The sequence below is a fragment of the Burkholderia sp. KJ006 genome (genome assembly GCF_000262695.1).
Taxonomy (GTDB): domain Bacteria; phylum Pseudomonadota; class Gammaproteobacteria; order Burkholderiales; family Burkholderiaceae; genus Burkholderia; species Burkholderia vietnamiensis.
The window spans coordinates 481,410-501,754 of sequence record NC_017920.1 but is presented as its reverse complement, the minus strand read 5'-3'; the positions used below and the strand labels follow the sequence as shown (position 1 = coordinate 501,754).

Sequence of the window (20,345 nt, the reverse complement as noted above, 5' to 3'; positions counted from 1 at the left end):
GCCTTCGGGCGCCTTTTTCTTTTTCGGTTGGGCGCGGTCGGCGTGTGGCGCGCGCGGCGGCGCGGCGCGAGCGCTTGCGCCGGCTGTGCGCTGGCGACGCAGCGCCACGTGAACGCCGCCTTTACCGGCACCGAAGTTCACCGCGCGCCTGCCATTCGAAACGAAGCGGGTGCATGGAATGGTCGCGGCCGCGCCGGCGGCCACCGCCCTCGGAGTCGAACGACCATCGTGGCGACGGCCACGTCCCGACGATATCTGCAGCGCGACGCGTCGCCCGCCCAAAATTAAAAAGCCCGGCACAAGGCCGGGCTCGCAGGTTCGAACGTCGACGTTACGCGCGGCCGTCGCGCAGTTCGCGCCGCAGGATCTTTCCGACGTTCGTCTTCGGCAGTTCCGTGCGGAATTCGACCAGCTTCGGCCGCTTGTAGCCGGTGAGCCGCTCCTTGCAGTACGCGAGGATGTCCTTGTCGGTGAGCGCCGGGTCCTTCTTCACGACGAACAGCTTCACCGCTTCGCCCGAGTGTTCGTCCGGTACGCCGACGGCCGCCACCTCGAACACGCCCGGATGCGACGCCACCACGTCCTCGACCTCGTTCGGATACACGTTGAAGCCGGACACGAGGATCATGTCCTTCTTGCGATCGACGATCTTCACGTAACCGCGCGCGTCCATCACGCCGATGTCGCCGGTCTTGAAGAAGCCGTCGGGAAACATGACCTTCGCCGTTTCATCCGGACGGTTCCAGTAGCCGGCCATCACCTGCGGCCCGCGAATGCAGATCTCGCCCGGCTCGCCGAGCGCGACGTCGTTGCCCGCGTCGTCGCGAATCGCAATCTCGGTCGACGGCAGCGGCAAACCGATCGTCCCGCTGTATTCGGTGGCCGTCACCGGGTTGCAGGTCGCCACCGGCGACGTCTCCGACAGGCCATACCCTTCGACGATCGCCGTATGGGTTTTTTCGTACCAGCGCTTCGCGACGCCTTCCTGGATCGCCATCCCACCGCCGTTCGCGATCGCGAGCTTCGACAGGTCGAGCTGGCCGAAATCCGGATGGTTCAGCAGCGCGTTGTACAACGTGTTGACTGCCGGAATCGTCGAGATCTGGTAGCCCTTCAGCTCCTTGATCATGCCGCCGATGTCGCGCGGGTTCGGGATCAGGATGCCCATGCCGCCCGTGCGCATGGTCAGGAACCCGCAGACGGTCAGCGCAAACACGTGATAGAGCGGGAGCGCGACGACGGTGATGAACTGCTTCACGTCGGGGAATTTCTCATGCGCCGGATGGTGCCACGCGCCGGCTTGCAGCACGTTCGACACGATGTTGCGGTGCAGCAGCGTCGCGCCCTTCGCGACCCCGGTGGTGCCGCCCGTGTACTGGAGGAACGCGACGTCGTCCGGCGCGAGCTTCGGCGGTTTGAAGGTCTGCCGTGCGCCCTCCGACAGCGCGGCGTTGAAGCGCGTATACGACGGCAATTGCCACGGCGGCACCATCTTCTTTACGCGCCGCACGACATAGTTGACGAGCCAGCCCTTGATGCCCAGCAGGTCGCCCATCGATGCGACGACGACGTGCTTGATCCCGGTGTTGGCGATCACGGCCTGAAGCGTCGACGCGAAGTTCTCGAGAATGACGATCGCCTCTGCGCCGCTGTCCTTCAGCTGATGCTCGAGCTCGCGCGGCGTATAGAGCGGGTTGACGTTGACGACCGTATAGCCGGCGCGAAGCACCGCGACGATCGCCACCGGGTATTGCAGCACGTTCGGCATCATCAACGCGACGCGCGCGCCGCGCTTCAGCCCGCGCGACTGCAGCCACGCGCCGAAATGTCGCGACAGCGCATCGAGTTCGCCGTACGTGATGCGCTTGCCCATGCAGACGAACGCGCTGCGATCACGATACTGGCGGAAGCTCTCGTCGAGCAGATCCGGGATGGATGGGTAGGGGGACGCGTCAATTTCGGCTGGAACGCCGGGTGGGTACGATTTCAGCCAAATTTTTTCCATGCCGCGCGTCTCCTCACTGATTTTCGAATGGTCGTGCTAAAACGCATCGTAGCGGCTCGCCCGTCCCGAGACAACAGGGTTAGATACCCACTTCCAACTTTCGATTGAATTCGTCAGATCATATCGCGATGTTCGGTCAAATCCGTTCTACTTCTACCAGGCAATCGTAAAACGTCGCCGAATTGCCGAGATCGGTCAGCGCCTGACTCGTCACTTCATTTGCGTTTCGGCCGTCCGCGGACAACTTCTTCCACCAGATCGACAAGCCCACGACCAGCCCCGCGCGCGCACGATCCGTGACCCTCGCGACGGCCTGCATCGAGCCGCGGTCGTTGAAGATTCGCACCGTGTCGCCATCGCCGATGCCGCGCGACTCGGCGTCCGCCGGATGGATGTCGAGGTGCGGCTCGCCTTCCGTACTGCGCAGGCTCTCGACGTTGACGAACGTGCTGTTCAGGAAGTGGCGGGCCGGCGGCGAAATCATCGCGAGCGGGTAACGCGCGGCCAGTTCCGGCGACGCCTCGGCCGACTCGTACGGCGGCAGATAATCCGGCACCGGATCCAGGCCCATTTGCTCGAGTCGCGCGCTGTGGAACTCGCATTTTCCGGACGGCGTGCGGAAGCCGCCGTTTGCAAACGGCGCATCCGCGAGCTTGAGCTTCACCCAGCCCGCGTGCTTCAAGGTGTTCCAGTCGCTATCGAGCGTCGGGTCGTCCCAGCGGAGCGCCGTCTGAGCGACTTCTTCGTCGCTGTGATAGAGCGCCGGCTCGTCGAGCCCCATGCTGCGCGCGATGCCGCGGAAAATCTCCGTGTTCGGCCGCGCCTCGCCGACCGGCGGGATCGCCGGCAGGTTCGCCATCACGTAGGTGTGACCATACGATTTGTGGATGTCGAGATGCTCGAGTTGCGTCGTCGCAGGCAGCACAATGTCGGCGAAATCGACGGTATCCGTCTGGAAGTGCTCCAGAACGACTGTGAACAGGTCCTCGCGCGCGAACCCCGCTGCTACCTTCGACGAGTCCGGCGCGACGGCCACCGGGTTCGAGTTGTAGACGATCACCGCTTCCACCTTCGGCCCGAAGGCATCGTCGCCCGGATGCAGCAACGCGTCGCCGATCGCATTCATGTTGATGATGCGCGGCAACTTGTGCGGCCAGCCGGGGATGAGATCCGGGCGCAGCAAGGCGGCATGATCGATCGGCGCGAATTCCGACGACGACAGCAACAGCCCGCCGGCCCGATCGCGCCATGCGCCCGTGAGTCCGGGCAGGGATGCGATTGCACGCACTGCATTGCCGCCGCCGCGCACGCGCTGCATGCCGTAATTGAGGCGAATCGATGCCTTGCGCGTCGCGCCGTAGCGGCGCGCGAGTTCGATCAGTTCCGACGCGTCGATCCCGCAAATTTGGGCGACGCGTTCGGGCGGATAGGACAGCGCTCGCGCCTTCAGCGCCTCGAAGCCGACCGTATGGTTCGCGATGTAGTCGTGATCGAGCAGGTTCTCGGTAATCAGCACATGCATCATGCCCAAGGCGAACGCGCCGTCGGTGCCCGGCTTCAGTGCGATGTGCTGATGACACTTCTCCGCGGTCAACGAGCGATACGGATCGATCGCGACCAGGCGTGCCCCGCGGCGCTTGGCTTCCTGCGCGCGTGTCCAGAAATGCAGACTCGACGCAATTGGATTGGCGCCCCAGATGAGGATCAGCTCGCTTTCCTCGAAATGTTCGAGGTGCATGCCGATGTTTCCGCCATACGTGTAGCGCAGCCCTGCCGCGCCGGCCGCCGCGCAGATTGTGCGCTCGAGCCGCGACGCGCCGATTTTGTGGAAGAACCGTTGAGCAATGCCTTCGCCCTGCACGAGGCCCATCGTTCCCGCATAGCTGTACGGCAGGATCGACTCCGGCGAGCGCGCGGCGATATCGCCCAAGCGGCGGCCGATCTCGTCGAACGCTTCGTTCCAGGTGATCGGCGCAAAACGCCCTTCCCCCTTCGCACCGATGCGCTTGAGCGGAACGGTCAGACGGTCAGGATGATGAACACGATCGGCATATCGGCTGACTTTCGTGCACAGCACGCCTTGGGTCGGCGGATGCTCGGGGTCGCCGGTGACCTTGATTGCCTTGCCGTTTTCGACGGTTACGCGCATCGCGCATGTGTCGGGACAATCGTGCGGGCAAACGGCCCGAGCTATCTGGGTAGCTCCGTTCATCGTTCTGGATCCTGCATCGGGGGAGATTGGCAGATTCTACGTGGACGCCCTTGATCAGGCTTCACTTCATCCGAATTTCCTGATTGTCCGTCGGAAATTGGGAAGGGGGATGGAATTTTGTTGGTATGGGATAGGGCTTCGGTACTGATCTAGATCACGGCGTTACACCACTGAAATGATGGCTTTAGTCGCGGTGAGATCGTATTTTCAGAGCCACAAATGCAAAAACCCCCGCCTTATCGGGCGGGGGTTCTTGGCTTAGGGAGCCTGACGATTACCTACTTTCACACGGGAATCCGCACTATCATCGGCGTAGAGTCGTTTCACGGTCCTGTTCGGGATGGGAAGGGGTGGGACCGACTCGCTATGGTCATCAGGCAAAGAGGGTTGTTCTGCTGGCGTGGCCAACAGAACCAATCTTGGAAGAAGCAGTAATTTAGGTTGTGTGTATCACACACGAGAATCCAACATGTCGCTCCGGATCGCGGCCAGTGCTTTCGCACGGCGCCGATCTACAAGGCAGACTTGTTATAGGATCAAGCCTTACGGGCAATTAGTATCAGTTAGCTGAACGCATTACTGCGCTTACACACCTGACCTATCAACGTCCTGGTCTCGAACGACCCTTCAAGGGGATCTAGTCCCCAGGGATATCTCATCTTAAGGCGAGTTTCCCGCTTAGATGCTTTCAGCGGTTATCTCTTCCGAACATAGCTACCCGGCGATGCCACTGGCGTGACAACCGGTACACCAGAGGTTCGTCCACTCCGGTCCTCTCGTACTAGGAGCAGCCCCCTTCAAATATCCAACGCCCACGGCAGATAGGGACCAAACTGTCTCACGACGTTTTAAACCCAGCTCACGTACCTCTTTAAATGGCGAACAGCCATACCCTTGGGACCGGCTACAGCCCCAGGATGAGATGAGCCGACATCGAGGTGCCAAACACCGCCGTCGATATGAACTCTTGGGCGGTATCAGCCTGTTATCCCCAGAGTACCTTTTATCCGTTGAGCGATGGCCCTTCCATACAGAACCACCGGATCACTATGACCTGCTTTCGCACCTGCTCGACTTGTCGGTCTCGCAGTTAAGCACGCTTATGCCATTGCACTATCAGCACGATTTCCGACCGTACCTAGCGTACCTTCGTACTCCTCCGTTACGCTTTGGGAGGAGACCGCCCCAGTCAAACTGCCTACCATGCACTGTCCCCGACCCGGATCACGGGCCAAGGTTAGAACCTCAAACAAACCAGGGTGGTATTTCAAGGACGGCTCCACCGAAACTAGCGTTCCGGTTTCATAGCCTCCCACCTATCCTACACAGATCGGTTCAAAGTCCAATGCAAAGCTACAGTAAAGGTTCATGGGGTCTTTCCGTCTAGCCGCGGGTAGATTGCATCATCACAAACACTTCAACTTCGCTGAGTCTCGGGAGGAGACAGTGTGGCCATCGTTACGCCATTCGTGCAGGTCGGAACTTACCCGACAAGGAATTTCGCTACCTTAGGACCGTTATAGTTACGGCCGCCGTTTACCGGGACTTCAATCAAGAGCTTGCACCCCATCATTTAATCTTCCGGCACCGGGCAGGCGTCACACCCTATACGTCCACTTTCGTGTTTGCAGAGTGCTGTGTTTTTATTAAACAGTCGCAGCCACCAGTTTATTGCAACCCCTTCACCCTCCTGGCGCAGGCCAGTCAAGCTACAAGGGCGTACCTTATCCCGAAGTTACGGTACCAATTTGCCGAGTTCCTTCTCCCGAGTTCTCTCAAGCGCCTTAGAATACTCATCTCGCCCACCTGTGTCGGTTTGCGGTACGGTCATCGTTAGACTGAAGCTTAGAGGCTTTTCTTGGAACCACTTCCAATTGCTTCGCTCCCGAAGGAGCTCGCGCCACACCCTTGAATTACGCACCCGGATTTGCCTAAGTGCCTTCTCCAATGCAGCGACCGGGACTTCCAACACCCGGACAACCTTCCGCGATCCGTCCCCCCATCGCATCTAACAATGGTGCAGGAATATTGACCTGCTTCCCATCAGCTACGCATTTCTGCCTCGCCTTAGGGGCCGACTCACCCTACGCCGATGAACGTTGCGTAGGAAACCTTGGGCTTACGGCGAGGGGGCCTTTCACCCCCTTTATCGCTACTCATGTCAGCATTCGCACTTCCGATACCTCCAGCACCCTTTACAAGGCACCTTCGCAGGCTTACGGAACGCTCTCCTACCATGCGAGCAAAGCTCGCATCCGCAGCTTCGGTATATAGCTTAGCCCCGTTACATCTTCCGCGCAGGACGACTCGATCAGTGAGCTATTACGCTTTCTTTAAAGGGTGGCTGCTTCTAAGCCAACCTCCTGACTGTTTTAGCCTTCCCACTTCGTTTCCCACTTAGCTATATTTGGGGACCTTAGCTGGCGGTCTGGGTTGTTTCCCTCTTGACACCGGACGTTAGCACCCGATGTCTGTCTCCCGTGATTGCACTCTTCGGTATTCGGAGTTTGCTATGGCGGGGTAATCTGCAATAGACCCCCCAACCATGACAGTGCTCTACCCCCGAAGGTGAGACACGAGGCACTACCTAAATAGTTTTCGGAGAGAACCAGCTATTTCCAGGTTTGTTTAGCCTTTCACCCCTATCCACAGCTCATCCCCTAACTTTTCAACGTTAGTGGGTTCGGACCTCCAGTACGTGTTACCGCACCTTCATCCTGGCCATGGATAGATCACCTGGTTTCGGGTCTACGCCCAGCAACTGAACGCCCTATTCGGACTCGCTTTCGCTACGCCTGCCCTATACGGTTAAGCTTGCTACTGAACGTAAGTCGCTGACCCATTATACAAAAGGTACGCCGTCACCCCTTGCGAGGCTCCGACTGTTTGTATGCATGCGGTTTCAGGATCTATTTCACTCCCCTCCCGGGGTTCTTTTCGCCTTTCCCTCACGGTACTGGTTCACTATCGGTCGATCACGAGTATTTAGCCTTGGAGGATGGTCCCCCCATCTTCAGACAGGATTTCACGTGTCCCGCCCTACTTGTCGCACACCTAGTTCTTTCATACTGTTTTCGCCTACAGGGCTATCACCTGCTATGGCCGCACTTTCCAGAGCGTTCGGCTAACAATACAAATAAAGAGTGCAAGGCTCATCCCATTTCGCTCGCCACTACTTTGGGAATCTCGGTTGATTTCTTTTCCTGCGGTTACTTAGATGTTTCAGTTCACCGCGTTCGCTTCTCTGGACCTATGTATTCAGTCCAGGATGACCCAAAAGGGCCGGGTTTCCCCATTCGGATATCTACGGATCAAAGCTCGTTTGCCAGCTCCCCGTAGCTTTTCGCAGGCTACCGCGTCCTTCATCGCCTGTGATCGCCAAGGCATCCACCACATGCACTTGTTCGCTTGACCCTATAACGAGTCTGTCTCATCGACAGTCGCTACAGGTTGAGTTCTCGCGTTGTGCCGTATTCCAATTGAGCCGAACATGAAGTTCGAATCATCTTGAGATACATCGATACAATCACAACCCGGATAGTTTTCACGTCCATCTCAAGACGCTTCTACTATCCAAATTACTTACTTCTTCCAGATTGTTAAAGAACGACAGCCGATATGGTGTTACTCATATCACTCTGACTGGCTCAATCGCCAATGACAAAAGCTCGACGCGTCGAACGCTTGTCATTGAGGATTGGTGGAGGCAGACGGGATCGAACCGACGACCCCCTGCTTGCAAAGCAGGTGCTCTCCCAGCTGAGCTATGCCCCCATGAGTACAGATGCCTCAGGGTGTTACCGCCAGACAAATGGTGGGTCTGGTTGGATTCGAACCAACGACCCCCGCCTTATCAAGACGGTGCTCTAACCGACTGAGCTACAGACCCCTGAGTCTGTCTTTAAATTTACAGCCGATAAGCGTGAGCGCTCAACTTTGCGAGAAGCTCTGGAAAGGAGGTGATCCAGCCGCACCTTCCGATACGGCTACCTTGTTACGACTTCACCCCAGTCATGAATCCTACCGTGGTGACCGTCCTCCTTGCGGTTAGACTAGCCACTTCTGGTAAAACCCACTCCCATGGTGTGACGGGCGGTGTGTACAAGACCCGGGAACGTATTCACCGCGGCATGCTGATCCGCGATTACTAGCGATTCCAGCTTCATGCACTCGAGTTGCAGAGTGCAATCCGGACTACGATCGGTTTTCTGGGATTAGCTCCCCCTCGCGGGTTGGCAACCCTCTGTTCCGACCATTGTATGACGTGTGAAGCCCTACCCATAAGGGCCATGAGGACTTGACGTCATCCCCACCTTCCTCCGGTTTGTCACCGGCAGTCTCCTTAGAGTGCTCTTGCGTAGCAACTAAGGACAAGGGTTGCGCTCGTTGCGGGACTTAACCCAACATCTCACGACACGAGCTGACGACAGCCATGCAGCACCTGTGCGCCGGTTCTCTTTCGAGCACTCCCGAATCTCTTCAGGATTCCGACCATGTCAAGGGTAGGTAAGGTTTTTCGCGTTGCATCGAATTAATCCACATCATCCACCGCTTGTGCGGGTCCCCGTCAATTCCTTTGAGTTTTAATCTTGCGACCGTACTCCCCAGGCGGTCAACTTCACGCGTTAGCTACGTTACTAAGGAAATGAATCCCCAACAACTAGTTGACATCGTTTAGGGCGTGGACTACCAGGGTATCTAATCCTGTTTGCTCCCCACGCTTTCGTGCATGAGCGTCAGTATTGGCCCAGGGGGCTGCCTTCGCCATCGGTATTCCTCCACATCTCTACGCATTTCACTGCTACACGTGGAATTCTACCCCCCTCTGCCATACTCTAGCCTGCCAGTCACCAATGCAGTTCCCAGGTTGAGCCCGGGGATTTCACATCGGTCTTAGCAAACCGCCTGCGCACGCTTTACGCCCAGTAATTCCGATTAACGCTTGCACCCTACGTATTACCGCGGCTGCTGGCACGTAGTTAGCCGGTGCTTATTCTTCCGGTACCGTCATCCCCCGACTGTATTAGAGCCAAGGATTTCTTTCCGGACAAAAGTGCTTTACAACCCGAAGGCCTTCTTCACACACGCGGCATTGCTGGATCAGGCTTTCGCCCATTGTCCAAAATTCCCCACTGCTGCCTCCCGTAGGAGTCTGGGCCGTGTCTCAGTCCCAGTGTGGCTGGTCGTCCTCTCAGACCAGCTACTGATCGTCGCCTTGGTAGGCCTTTACCCCACCAACTAGCTAATCAGCCATCGGCCAACCCTATAGCGCGAGGCCCGAAGGTCCCCCGCTTTCATCCATAGATCGTATGCGGTATTAATCCGGCTTTCGCCGGGCTATCCCCCACTACAGGACATGTTCCGATGTATTACTCACCCGTTCGCCACTCGCCACCAGGTGCAAGCACCCGTGCTGCCGTTCGACTTGCATGTGTAAGGCATGCCGCCAGCGTTCAATCTGAGCCAGGATCAAACTCTTCAGTTTAAACCTGTTACTGTTTTCGGTTCCGTTAAGAACCGGTCGCTCACTCAAAGCTGACAGGTATATGAATCTCTTCATAAACCTGACTTACTTTAGTGTGAGACTCTTGATACTTTCGCTTTCTGATCCGAAGATCAGCTCGCTTCCATCAAGCGCCCACACTTATCGGCTGTTAATTTTTAAAGAGCATTTCTGCGAGGAACTTCGTGTTTCTCAGCAGCGCTGCGTTTTCAGCAGCAGAGAAACGAGATTATGAACCGTCTTTCTTCACTCGTCAACAACTTTTTGAACTGCTTCGCTGCGACGGTGAGGGGTTCAGCTTCGTGTGCGTTCGGGTCACTACAACCACCCCAACCGCACCGCTTCCCTTCTTCTCCCGCGCCGCGTTTCCGGTAGCGCGAAAGAGGCGTGATTCTATGCACCCGCCTCTCGCAATGCAACCCCTTTGTGAAAATATTTTGAAAAAGCCCCGCACGCTGCCGCGTGCGGGGCTTCAGGTCGACACGTCGGATACCCCTGATTGCGATCGTTCGGCAGCGCGTCGCGCTGCCGTCGCCCGAATCAGCGGTTCTTGAATACCGGCTTCCGCTTCTCGACGAATGCCGCCATCCCTTCCTTCTGATCTTCCGTCGCAAACAGCGAATGGAACAGGCGGCGCTCGAAGTGGACGCCCTCGGCCAGCGTCGTCTCGTACGCGCGATTCACCGACTCCTTCACCATCATGACTGCCGGCAGCGAAAACTCGGCGATCGTCGTCGCGGCCGCAACCGCTTCGTCGAGGAGTTTGTCGGCCGGCAGCACACGCGACACGAGCCCGGCGCGCTCCGCTTCGGCCGCGTCCATGAAACGTGCAGTCAGGCACATGTCCATGGCCTTCGCCTTCGAGACCGCGCGCGGCAGACGCTGCGTGCCGCCGGCGCCAGGCATCACGCCCAGCTTGATCTCCGGTTGGCCGAACTTGGCCGTATCGGCCGCGAAGATGATGTCGCACATCATCGCGAGTTCGCAGCCGCCACCGAGCGCAAACCCCGCCACGGCCGCAATGATCGGCTTGCGGATCTCGCGGACGGTCTCCCAGTTACGCGTGATGTAGTCGCCGCGGTACACATCCATATACGAATAGGTGGCCATCATGCCGATGTCGGCGCCGGCCGCGAACGCCTTCTCGCTGCCCGTCACGACGATCGCGCCGATTTCGTCGTCTGCGTCGAACGCCTTCAGCGCCGCACCCAACTCATCCATCAACGCATCGTTCAGCGCATTGAGCGCCTTCGGACGGTTGAGCGTGATCAATCCGACTCGCCCTCGGGTCTCCACCAGGATGTTCTCGTAAGACATCTATTTCTCCTCGATCAATGAAATGAGAAACGCCTCGCACACGCGAATAGTTTGATGCTAACATTCTCCGACCAACCGGTCGGTTAATTAATCGATCCAACCCTTCTCACTGTCCATCAGGCTGCCGTCATGACCCATGCACTGTTCACGAAGCACGAAGACACGCTGAAACACGCCCTCGCCGCCATCGAGAGCCGCGGGTACTGGAGCCCGTTTGCGGAAATGCCGAGTCCCAAAGTGTACGGGGAAAGCGCGAACGCCGATGGCGAAGCCGCGTTCAAAGCGCATCTCGGCAGCGTGTTCGAGCTCGACCAGCCGGCGTCCGGCGGGACCGTCGGCGCGGAGCAGTCGCCATACGGGATCCCGCTCGACATCCGCTATCCAAAATCGACGCCCGACGAGTTGATCGCCGCGGCAGCCGCGGCCCAACGTCAATGGCGTGAAGCCGGCGCGAGCGCATGGATCGGCGTCAGCCTCGAAATCCTGGCACGGCTGAATCGCGCGAGCTTCGAGATCGCCTACAGCGTGATGCATACGACGGGCCAAGCCTTCATGATGGCATTCCAGGCCGGCGGCCCGCACGCGCAGGATCGCGCGCTCGAAGCGGTCGCCTATGCCTGGGACGAGCTGCGCCGCATCCCCGCCGATGCGCATTGGGAAAAGCCGCAGGGCAAGAACCCGCCGCTCGCGATGCACAAGCGCTATACGATCGTCCCGCGCGGCACCGGCCTCGTGCTCGGCTGCTGCACGTTCCCGACCTGGAATGGCTACCCCGGCCTGTTCGCCGACCTCGCCACCGGCAACACGGTGATCGTCAAGCCGCACCCGGGCGCGATCCTGCCGCTCGCGATCACGGTCCGCATCGCCCGCGACGTGTTGCGCGAAGCCGGCTTCGATCCAAATGTCGTCACGCTGCTCGCGACCGAGCCGAACGACGGCGCGCTCGTGCAGGACCTCGCGCTGCGCCCCGAAATCAAGCTGATCGACTTCACCGGCAGTACGCAGAACGGCACGTGGCTCGAACGCCATGCTCACCAGGCGCAGGTGTACACGGAGAAAGCCGGCGTCAACCAGATCGTGATCGACTCGACCGACGACCTCAAGGCCGCGGCCAAGAACATCGCGTTCTCGCTGGCGCTGTACTCGGGCCAGATGTGCACGGCGCCGCAAAACATCTACGTACCGCGCGACGGCATCCAGACCGCGGATGGCCATGCGAGCTTCGACGACGTCGCCCAGGCCATCGCCGGCGCCGTGCAGAAGCTGACCGGCGACGCTGCACGCTCCGTCGAGCTGATCGGCGCGATCCAGAACGAAGGCGTGAGCGCGCGCATCGACGACGCCCGCAAGCTCGGCCGCGTGCTCGCCGACAGCCAGACGCTCGTGCATCCCACCTTCGCCAACGCTCGCGTGCGCACGCCGCTCGTGATGCAGCTCGACGTGGCCGACCGCGCGAAGTTCACGCAGGAGTGGTTCGGCCCGATCTCGTTCGTGATCGCGACCGACTCGACCGCGCAGTCGCTCGATCTCGCCGGCGAGATCGCTGCCCAACACGGCGCGCTGACGCTGTCCGTCTACAGCACCGACGCCAACGTGCTCGACGCTGCGCACGAAGCGGCGATTCGCGGCGGCGTCGCGCTGTCGATCAACCTGACGGGCGGCGTATTCGTCAACCAGTCGGCCGCGTTCTCGGACTTCCACGGCACCGGCGCGAACCCGGCCGCCAACGCGGCACTGGCCGACCCGGCGTTCGTCGCCAACCGGTTCCGCGTCGTGCAAAGCCGAGTGCATGTTGCACCGAAGGCGGCGCCCGCGGAAGCTGGCCATACGGCATAAGCCGAACGGCCGAGGTGCAAATTCGGCCACGTTCTCTACCATGAACGAATCCGCCAACCGGCGGGTTCGTTGCACATCGACACGCCCGACACTCCCATGACCGACGCCTACATCTGCGACGCGATTCGCACCCCCATCGGCCGCTACGGCGGCGCCCTGAAAGACGTTCGAGCCGACGATCTCGGCGCGGTGCCGATCAGCGCGCTGATCGAACGTAACCGCGACGTCGACTGGACCGCGCTCGACGACGTGATCTACGGTTGCGCGAACCAGGCAGGCGAGGACAACCGCAACGTCGCGCGCATGTCGGCGCTGCTGGCCGGCCTGCCGAGCGCCGTGCCCGGCACGACGCTGAACCGGCTGTGCGGCTCCGGCATGGACGCCGTCGGCACGGCCGCGCGCGCGATCAAGGCCGGCGAGGCGCGCCTGATGATCGCGGGCGGCGTCGAAAGCATGACGCGCGCGCCGTTCGTGATAGGCAAGGCCGCCAGCGCGTTCGCCCGCCAGGCCGACATATTCGACACGACGATCGGCTGGCGTTTCGTCAATCCGCTGATGAAGCAGCGATACGGCGTCGATTCGATGCCGGAGACGGCCGAGAACGTCGCGGTCGATTACGACATCAGCCGCGCCGACCAGGATCTGTTCGCGTTGCGCAGCCAGCAGAAGGCCGCGCTTGCGCAGCAGGACGGCACGCTCGCGGCGGAAATAGTCGCGGTGACGATTCCGCAGAAGAAGGGCGACGCCGTCGTCGTGTCACGGGACGAGCATCCGCGCGAAACGTCGCTCGACGCGCTTGCCAAGCTGAAGGGCGTCGTGCGTCCCGACGGCTCGGTGACGGCCGGCAACGCGTCGGGCGTCAACGACGGCGCCTGCGCGCTGCTGCTCGCCAACGCGCAGGCCGCCGATCAATACGGACTGCGCCGCCGCGCACGTGTCGTCGGCATGGCGACGGCCGGCGTCGAGCCGCGCGTGATGGGGATCGGCCCGGCGCCCGCGACGCAGAAGCTGTTGCGCCAGCTCGGCATGTCGATCGACCAGTTCGACGTGATCGAGCTGAACGAAGCGTTCGCGTCGCAAGGTCTTGCGGTGCTGCGCATGCTCGGCGTCGCCGACGACGATCCGCGCGTGAACCCGAACGGCGGTGCGATCGCGCTCGGCCATCCGCTCGGCGCATCGGGCGCCCGGTTGGTGACCACCGCGCTTCATCAACTGGAGCGCATCGGCGGCCGCTTCGCGCTCTGCACGATGTGCATCGGCGTCGGCCAGGGCATCGCGATCGCGATCGAACGCGTGTAACCGGCTCGCCGCGCGCCTATAACGAAGTCATGAAGGAGACACTGCATGTCATATGACGCGATCCAGCTGGAGCTCGATCGGGCCGCGAACGTGGCCACGGTCACCCTCAACCGTCCGGACAAGCTGAACAGCTTCACGCGCGCGATGCATCGCGAATTGCAGTCCGCGCTCGATGAGGTCGAGAAAGCCGGCGCCCGCGCGCTGATCCTGACCGGCGCGGGCCGCGGCTTCTGCGCGGGCCAGGACCTTGCCGATCTCGACTTCACGCCCGGCGCTTCGACCGATCTGGGCGCGCTGATCGACGAGCATTTCAATCCGCTGATCCGTCGCCTGCAGCGCATGCCGATTCCGGTCATCGCGGCCGTGAACGGCACGGCCGCCGGCGCGGGCGCGAACCTGGCGCTCGCGTGCGACCTGGTGTTCGCCGCCCGCTCGAGCAGCTTCATCCAGGCGTTCGTGAAGATCGGCCTCGTGCCCGACTCGGGCGGCACGTGGTTCCTGCCGCAGCGCATCGGCATGGCGCGCGCGCTCGGATTGGCACTGACAGGCGACAAACTCGGCGCCGAGCAGGCCGAGCAATGGGGCTTGATCTGGCGCGCGGTCGACGACGATACGCTTGCCGCGTCGGTCCGTCAGGTCGCTAACCAGCTCGCCCAGCAGCCGACGCTCGCGATCGCATCGATCAAGCAATCGATGCGCGACAGCATCAGCAACACGCTCGACCAGCAACTCGACGTCGAGCGCGACCTGCAGCGCAAGCTCGGCCAGTCGTACGACTATTCGGAAGGCGTCAAGGCGTTCATCGAGAAGCGCGCGCCGCGCTTCGAGGGGCGTTGACATGACAGCCGCCCTTCACCCGCTCGACCCCGACGCACTCGCGCGCGCGACTGCGCAGGCCATGTACGAGGCGGACGCCTGCAGCCGCGCGTTCGGCATGGAAATCGCCGAGGTGCGCGCCGGCTACGCACGTCTGCACATGCGCGTGCGGCCGGAATTCCTGAACGGGCATCAGACCTGCCACGGCGGCATCATCTTCACGCTCGCCGACTCGACGTTCGCGTTCGCATGCAATTCGTACAACCTGAATACCGTTGCGGCCGGCTGCTCGATCGAGTACCTGCGGCCGGTCCACGGCAACGACGTGCTGACGGCCGAGGCAACCGAGCAGACGCGCAGCGGCCGGCACGGCATCTACGACGTGCGCGTCATGAATCAGGCCGGCGAGACCGTCGCGATGTTTCGCGGCAAGTCGGCGCAAATCAAGGGCACGGTGCTGCCTGAAGATCGCTGACGCCCGCGGCTCGCACATAACAAACACTGGAGACACGCATGACTACCGCGCTACCGCTCGAGCCGATCGAGACCGCCTCACGCGACGAACTGACTGCGCTGCAGCTCGACCGCCTGAAATGGTCGCTTCGGCACGCCTACGAAAATTCCCCGGTCTATCGCAGCAAGTTCGACGAAGCGGGCGTTCATCCGGACGATCTGAAAACGCTCGCCGATCTGGCGCGCTTCCCGTTCACGACCAAGAGCGACCTGCGCGACAGCTATCCGTTCGGGATGTTCGCGGTGCCGCAGGACCAGATCTCGCGCATTCACGCGTCGTCGGGCACGACCGGCAAACCGACCGTCGTCGGCTATACCGCGCGCGACATCGATACGTGGGCCGATCTCGTCGCGCGCTCGATCCGCGCGGCCGGCGCCCGCCGCGGCGACAAGGTCCACGTCAGCTACGGCTACGGCCTGTTCACCGGCGGCCTCGGCGCGCATTACGGCGCCGAACGCGCGGGCCTCACGGTGATTCCGTTCGGCGGCGGGCAGACCGAAAAGCAGGTGCAGCTGATCCAGGACTTTCGGCCCGACATCATCATGGTGACGCCGAGCTACATGCTGTCGATCGCCGACGAGATCGAGCGCCAGGGCCTCGATCCCGCGCAGAGCTCGCTGCGCATCGGCATCTTCGGCGCGGAACCGTGGACCAACGACATGCGCACGGCCATCGAGCAGCGCATGGGCATCGACGCGGTCGATATCTACGGGCTGTCCGAGGTGATGGGCCCGGGCGTCGCGTCGGAATGCGTGGAGACCAAGGACGGCCCGACCATCTGGGAAGACCATTTCTATCCGGAAATCATCGATCCGGACACCGGCGCGGTGCTGCCGGACGGCGAACTGGGCGAGCTGGTGTTCACGTCGCTGACGAAGGAAGCGCTGCCGATCATCCGCTACCGGACGCGCGACCTCACGCGCCTGCTGCCCGGCTCCGCACGCACGATGCGCCGGATGGAAAAAATCACCGGCCGCTCGGACGACATGATGATCGTGCGCGGCGTGAACGTGTTCCCGACGCAGATCGAAGAGCAGCTGCTGAAACAGCGCGCGCTCGCGCCGCACTACCAGATCGTGCTGACGAAGGAAGGCCCGCTCGACGTGCTGACGCTGAACGTCGAGCCGTGCCCGGAGACGGCTCCCGACACCGCGGCGATCCGCGCGGCGAGCCACGCGCTCGCGCACGACATCAAGTCGCTGATCGGCGTGACCGCGGTCATCAACGTGCTGCCGGTCAACGGGATCGAGCGCTCGGTCGGCAAGGCCCGACGCGTGATCGACAAGCGCAAGGGCTGAACCCGCAGCGCGGCTTCGTGACGGGCCGCGCGCGCACGGATGCCGGCGCCGCTCGCCGCAGCCCAGCCCGCTCGCCACGTTCCGCGATGAAAAACACCCCAAAGGCCGGATCGACGATCCAGCCTTTGGGGTGCAGCAATTCGAGGCCGTGTCGGCACGCCGGCTACAGCTTTACGTCGGCGCGGTCGCGCATCACGAATTCGGGAACAGCAGCCACATCCGGCCAACCTGCTTCATCCGGCCGGCCTGGTCGCCCGCATCGTCGCCGAGCCCCCAGAAGTAGTCGGCGCGCACGCCGCCGCGGATCGCGGAACCCGTGTCCTGCGCGAACACGAGCCGGTTCATCGGTGTATTCGTCAACGGGCGTGTGGTCTGCAGGAACACCGGCGTGCCGAGCGGGATCGACGACGGATCGACCGCGATCGAGCGCTCCGGCGTGAGCGGCACCCCGAGCGCGCCGATCGGGCCTTCCGCGCCACCGTGCGGTGCATCTTCCTTGGTCGGCATGTCGCGGAAGAACACGAAGCGCGGGTTCGTGTCGAGCAGCGCGTCGACGCGTGCCGGATTCGCCTTCGCCCATGCCTTGATGCCCTGCATCGTCGCCTGCGCGGGCGTCAGCTCGCCGTGATCGATCAGCCATTTGCCGATCGAGCGGTACGGCTGGTTGTTGGTGCCGCCGAAGCCGACGCGCATCACCGAACCGTCGTCCAGCAACACGCGCCCCGAACCTTGGACCTGCAGGAAGAACGCCTCGATCGGATCGTCGACCCACACGAGTTCGTTGCCGTTCAGAATGCCCGCGCGCTCGAGCTGCGCGCGCGCCGGCAGCGCGGTGCCCGCGCGATAGCCGGCCGGCCAGCGGTACAGCGCGTACTGGTAAGGACCGCGACGCACCCTCGAGCCGTGCAGCAGCGGTTCGTAATAGCCGGTCACGAGACCGTCCAGCGTACCGTCGGTATTGGCGAACTGAAACGGCGTGAAATACGTTTCGAAGAATGCGCGCGCGCTGCTCACGTCCAACTCGTCGAGCCGGTTGGCGGCTGCGCACGCGCGCTGCCAAGCCGGCTGGCGCGCGAGCCGCACGCAGTTCTGCCGCAACGCGGCCGTCGCGCCGATCAGCGCATCGTCCTGCCAGCCCGGCACCTGCTGCCAGGCCACCGGCGTCAGTCGCTGCGCGGCGACCTGCCCCGGCACGATCGCCGCGCCCGTCGGCGGCTTGAGCGCCGACGTCCGCGTCGGCGCGCTGCCGCATGCCGCGAGTAGCGCGGCCGCCGCGGCGGCGGCCAGCCAGCCGGCCGCCCGGGCGCCAAACCACATACAATGTCCGTTCTTGATGGAAACCGCCATGTCAGATTTTCTCGACCAATATCCGATGCTCATCTTCGGGCTCGAAGCTTTCGTCGCGCTTGCGCTGCTGATCTTCATCGTCGTGTGGACGTCGTCGGGCAGAAAGAAACACGCACGCGACAACGACCGCCAGCCGCGCTGAGCGCCCGCCGCACGCTCAATGCAGTGTGCGCGGCATGTGCAGCGCAAATTCTTCGACGGGCGCCTCGAACCGCTCGCCGTCTTCCGCCACGCAGAAATACGCACCGCGCATCGTGCCGACCGGCGTCGCGATCACGGCCCAGCTCGTGTACTCGAAATGTTCGCCCGGCTGCAGCAGCGGCTGGTGCCCGACGACGCCGAGCCCCTTCACTTCCTGCAAGTGATTTTCGCTGTCCGTGATGATCCAGTGACGGGCGATCAGTTGCGCTGCAACCTGCCCCGTATTGCGGATGGTCAGCGTGTACGCGAATGCGTATTGACGTCGATCCGGGTCGGATTGTTCCGGCAAGTAACTGGTTTTCACCGAAACGGTGAACTGATACTGACTCATGGTGTTTCCGCTGTAGGTAACCGCCCGCGCCATCTGTAGCGCCGGGCCGCGGCGCGCCGCACTGGTTCGGCATTCTATGCGCAATCGGGCCGCCACCGCACAGCTCGCCGCCGCGCACGCGGTCGCCGGACGGTAGAATGGCGGTTTTGCGCCGCAGCGTCCCCCGCTCCCCTGTCATGACCCAATTCCGCATCGCTCCCAGCATCCTGTCGGCCGACTTTGCACGGCTCGGCGAAGAAGTCCGCAACGTGGTCGCCGCCGGCGCCGACTGGATTCACTTCGACGTGATGGACAACCATTACGTGCCGAACCTGACGATCGGCCCGCTCGTCTGCGAAGCGATCCGCCCGCACGTGCAGGTGCCGATCGACGTGCATCTGATGGTGCGCCCGGTCGACCGTATCGTGCCCGATTTCGCGAAAGCCGGCGCGAATCTGATCAGCTTCCACCCGGAAGGCTCGGACCACATCGACCGGACGCTGTCGCTGATCCGCGACCACGGCTGCAAGGCCGGCCTCGTGTTCAATCCGGCCACGCCGTTGAACTATCTCGACCACGTGATGGACCGCCTCGATTTCGTGTTGCTGATGTCGGTGAACCCCGGCTTCGGCGGCCAGTCGTTCATCCCGGAAACGCTGAACAAGCTGCGCGAAGCGCGCGCGCGCATCGACGCGTACACCGAACGCACGGGCCGCGAGATCCTGCTCGAGGTGGACGGCGGCGTGAAGACCGACAACATCGCGGAGATCGCGGCAGCCGGCGCCGACACGTTCGTCGCGGGCTCGGCGATCTTCGGCAAGCCCGACTATCGCAAGGTGATCGACGAGATGCGCGCGGCACTCGCGACGGTCGAGCGGAGCTGACGCCGTGGCCGATTCCTCGCTCGACGCTTGCGCGCCGCCCGACACCGGCGCCCCGATCCGTTTCGCGGCGCCGCGCATCGATGCGGCGCTGATCGACCTCGACGGCACGATGGTCGACACGGCCGACGATTTCACGGCCGGGCTGAACGGGATGCTCGCGCGGCTCGGCGCGCCGGCCACGTCGCGCGACGAGGTGATCGGCTACGTCGGCAAGGGCTCCGAGCATCTGATCCAGAGCGTGCTGGCGCCGCGCTTCTCGCAGGCCGACGCGCAAGCGCGCTTCGACAACGCGCTCGCGATCTACCAGGCCGAGTACGCGAAGATCAACGGCCGGCACACGCGGCTCTATCCGGAAGTGACCGCCGGCCTCGATGCGCTGCATGCGGCCGGCATCCGGCTCGCGTGCGTGACGAACAAGCCGCACCGCTTCGCGCTCGAGCTGCTCGAGCAATACGGGCTGATCGATCGTTTCGGCATCGTGCTCGGCGGCGACAGCGTCGCGCGCAAAAAGCCCGATCCACTGCCGATGCTCGCGGCATGCGACGCGCTCGGCGTGGCGCCGCACACGGCGGTCGCGATCGGCGACTCGGAGAACGATGCGCTGGCGGGCCGCGCAGCCGGGATGGCGACGCTGACCGTGCCGTACGGCTACAACCACGGCAAAGCTATACAAACGATAAATTCGGATGGTATAGTCGATTCGTTGCTGGTCGCAGCACGCGCGATCGCCGCGCACAATGCCGGCCGGCCAACCATCTGATTATTTCTTCCATCCGCATGTTTCTGAATAAAAAACGGAGTCT

General features: G+C 62.2%; 12 protein-coding genes, 2 tRNA genes and 3 rRNA genes. 7 read left to right on the top strand and 10 right to left on the bottom strand.

Annotated features, from left to right (window positions below):
* Positions 1–331: 331 nt before the first annotated feature.
* The 8 genes from MYA_RS02285 to MYA_RS02250 form a co-directional block, all read right to left on the bottom strand.
* The gene (locus MYA_RS02285; RefSeq protein ID WP_014722384.1) at positions 332–2,005 is read right to left on the bottom strand and encodes a long-chain fatty acid--CoA ligase; all 1,674 of its coding nucleotides are present in this window, start codon (positions 2,003–2,005) and stop codon (positions 332–334) included.
* Positions 2,006–2,141: 136 nt separating this feature from the next.
* Complete coding sequence (locus tag MYA_RS02280; RefSeq protein WP_041493748.1) at positions 2,142–4,217, bottom strand: molybdopterin-containing oxidoreductase family protein; 2,076 nt, start codon at positions 4,215–4,217, stop codon at positions 2,142–2,144.
* Positions 4,218–4,482: 265 nt separating this feature from the next.
* Positions 4,483–4,595: ribosomal RNA gene (gene rrf, locus MYA_RS02275) — 5S ribosomal RNA — on the bottom strand.
* A 154-nt stretch (positions 4,596–4,749) separates the two neighbouring features.
* Positions 4,750–7,631 (bottom strand): 23S ribosomal RNA (locus MYA_RS02270).
* Between the two features lie 284 nt (positions 7,632–7,915).
* Positions 7,916–7,991, bottom strand: a tRNA-Ala gene (locus tag MYA_RS02265).
* 38 nt (positions 7,992–8,029) lie between these two features.
* A tRNA-Ile gene (locus MYA_RS02260) sits at positions 8,030–8,106 on the bottom strand.
* 63 nt (positions 8,107–8,169) lie between these two features.
* Positions 8,170–9,702, bottom strand: a 16S ribosomal RNA gene (locus MYA_RS02255).
* The 16S, 23S and 5S rRNA genes sit together here with 2 tRNA genes alongside, the layout of an rRNA operon.
* Before the next feature lie 558 nt (positions 9,703–10,260).
* On the bottom strand, positions 10,261–11,037 hold the full coding sequence (locus tag MYA_RS02250; protein ID WP_011883164.1) for an enoyl-CoA hydratase: 777 nt from the start codon (positions 11,035–11,037) through the stop codon (positions 10,261–10,263).
* 129 nt (positions 11,038–11,166) lie between these two features.
* Here MYA_RS02250 and paaN point away from each other — a divergent pair, with 129 nt between their 5' ends.
* The 5 genes from paaN (at position 11,167) to paaK (ending at position 16,800) form a co-directional block, all read left to right on the top strand.
* Positions 11,167–12,873, top strand: coding sequence for a phenylacetic acid degradation protein PaaN (gene paaN, locus MYA_RS02245; RefSeq protein ID WP_014722382.1), 1,707 nt, complete (start codon positions 11,167–11,169; stop codon positions 12,871–12,873).
* Between the two features lie 96 nt (positions 12,874–12,969).
* The gene (gene pcaF / locus MYA_RS02240) at positions 12,970–14,172 is read left to right on the top strand and encodes a 3-oxoadipyl-CoA thiolase (RefSeq protein ID WP_041493747.1); all 1,203 of its coding nucleotides are present in this window, start codon (positions 12,970–12,972) and stop codon (positions 14,170–14,172) included.
* A 45-nt stretch (positions 14,173–14,217) separates the two neighbouring features.
* Positions 14,218–15,009 carry a 2-(1,2-epoxy-1,2-dihydrophenyl)acetyl-CoA isomerase PaaG gene (paaG, locus tag MYA_RS02235; protein WP_014722380.1) on the top strand — a complete coding sequence of 264 codons (792 nt, stop codon included), beginning with the start codon at positions 14,218–14,220 and terminating at the stop codon, positions 15,007–15,009.
* A gap of 1 nt (position 15,010) precedes the next feature.
* Positions 15,011–15,463 (top strand): hydroxyphenylacetyl-CoA thioesterase PaaI, encoded by a 453-nt coding sequence (paaI, locus tag MYA_RS02230; RefSeq protein ID WP_011883160.1) that lies wholly within the window; start codon positions 15,011–15,013, stop codon positions 15,461–15,463.
* A gap of 38 nt (positions 15,464–15,501) precedes the next feature.
* Positions 15,502–16,800 carry a phenylacetate--CoA ligase PaaK gene (paaK, locus tag MYA_RS02225; protein ID WP_011883159.1) on the top strand — a complete coding sequence of 433 codons (1,299 nt, stop codon included), beginning with the start codon at positions 15,502–15,504 and terminating at the stop codon, positions 16,798–16,800.
* Between the two features lie 192 nt (positions 16,801–16,992).
* Here the strand turns inward: paaK and mltA are convergent, their stop codons facing one another.
* Positions 16,993–18,225, bottom strand: a complete 1,233-nt coding sequence (mltA, locus tag MYA_RS02220) for a murein transglycosylase A (RefSeq protein WP_011883158.1) — start codon at positions 18,223–18,225, stop codon at positions 16,993–16,995.
* A gap of 79 nt (positions 18,226–18,304) precedes the next feature.
* Positions 18,305–18,679 (bottom strand): Co2+/Mg2+ efflux protein ApaG, encoded by a 375-nt coding sequence (gene apaG / locus MYA_RS02215; RefSeq protein ID WP_014722378.1) that lies wholly within the window; start codon positions 18,677–18,679, stop codon positions 18,305–18,307.
* A gap of 176 nt (positions 18,680–18,855) precedes the next feature.
* Between apaG and rpe the strand changes: the two genes are divergently transcribed.
* Positions 18,856–19,542: a ribulose-phosphate 3-epimerase gene (gene rpe, locus MYA_RS02210; RefSeq protein WP_011883156.1), complete on the top strand. Its 687-nt coding sequence runs from the start codon at positions 18,856–18,858 to the stop codon at positions 19,540–19,542.
* Between the two features lie 4 nt (positions 19,543–19,546).
* Positions 19,547–20,302 carry a phosphoglycolate phosphatase gene (locus MYA_RS02205; RefSeq protein ID WP_014722377.1) on the top strand — a complete coding sequence of 252 codons (756 nt, stop codon included), beginning with the start codon at positions 19,547–19,549 and terminating at the stop codon, positions 20,300–20,302.
* Positions 20,303–20,345 lie beyond the last annotated feature (43 nt).